The organism is Melaminivora alkalimesophila (assembly GCF_000282995.1).
Lineage (GTDB): Bacteria > Pseudomonadota > Gammaproteobacteria > Burkholderiales > Burkholderiaceae_C > Melaminivora > Melaminivora alkalimesophila.
The window spans coordinates 1-1,291 of sequence record NZ_ALEE01000052.1 but is presented as its reverse complement, the minus strand read 5'-3'; the positions used below and the strand labels follow the sequence as shown (position 1 = coordinate 1,291).

Annotated in this window: 1 protein-coding gene; it reads left to right on the top strand. The window is 74.1% G+C overall.

Annotation, left to right across the window (positions count from 1 at the left end; translation table 11 throughout):
• Positions 1–1,150, top strand: a 1,150-nt coding sequence (locus tag A612_RS00515) for a HAMP domain-containing histidine kinase (protein WP_019372666.1), incomplete at its 5' end; no start/stop codon positions are given.
• Between the last annotated feature and the right edge of the window lie 141 nt (positions 1,151–1,291).

The window sequence follows — 1,291 nt, the reverse complement described above, 5'->3', positions numbered from 1 at the left end:
CACGCTCCCGCAGGTGCAGCGGCTGGAGGCCGGGGGCCTGCCGGCGGATCAGGCACAGCAGTGGCGCGCACAGCTGGCCGAGGTGGCGGGCCTGCTCGACGCCACCGGCGACGATCCCCTGGAGCGCGAGCGCGCAGTGGCGGCCCGCTTCCTGCAGCTCGACGCCCTGAATGCCTCCATCAGCGAGGCGGTCCAGGCGCTGAACGCCGAGCGCAGCAGCGCCCTGGAGGCACGCGTGGACAGCAGCCGGCGCAAGGTCCTCCGGCAGGTGGTCGCCACGCTGGCGATCGCCTTCGGCCTGGCCCTCGCGCTGGGCTTCTGGCTGGCGCGGCCGTTCAAGCGCCTGGAGCGTGCCATCCGCCGCCTGGGCGAGAACGACCTGTCGCGCAGCGTGGAGATCGCCGGCCCGGTGGACGTGCGCCGCCTGGGCCGGCAGCTCGACTGGCTGCGCGTGCGCCTGCTCGAGCTCGACGCCGACAAGGCGCGCTTCCTGCGCCACGTCTCGCATGAGCTCAAGACCCCGCTGGCCTCGCTGCGCGAGGGGGTGGCGCTGCTGCAGGACGGCGTCACCGGCGAGCTGAACGAGGGCCAGCGCGAGGTGGTGGCAATCCTGCGGCAGAACACGCTGCTGCTGCAGGAGGAGATCGAGGCGCTGCTGCGCTTCAACGCCGCGGCCTTCGAGGCGCGCCAGCTGCGGCGCCAGCCGGTGGAGCTGCGCGCCCTGGTCCTGGCGCAGGTCGAGGCCCAGCGGCTGCAATGGCAGGCGCGCAGCCTGCAGGTGGACGTGCAGGGCGAAGCGTTGACGCTGCAGGCCGACCCCGACAAGCTCGCCACCGCGCTGGCCAACCTGCTGTCGAACGCGATCCGCTTCTCGCCGCGTGGCGGGCGGGTGCGCTTCGTGCTCGGCCGGGAAGCGGGCCGTGTGCGCATTGACCTACACGACGAGGGCCCGGGCGTGGCCGACAATGACAGGCCCCACATCTTCGAGCCCTTCTACCGCGGCCAGCACCAGCCGCCGGACGCCGCGCGCGGCTCCGGCGTCGGGCTGTCCATCGTGCGCGAGTACCTGGTGGCGCACGGTGGCACGGTCGAGCTGGTGGACGAGGGGCCGAGCCGCTTCTTTCGCATCGAGCTGCCCGATGAACGCTGACTCCCCCTGCGCACCGATTGCGCGCGCTTCCCGCCGCCTTGCCGCAGCACTGGCGGGGGCGGCCTGGCTGGCGCTGGCGGGTTGCGCCGCAACGCCCATGGCGGTGGTGGCCACCCCCGACCCCGCCCCCGCGCCCCCCGC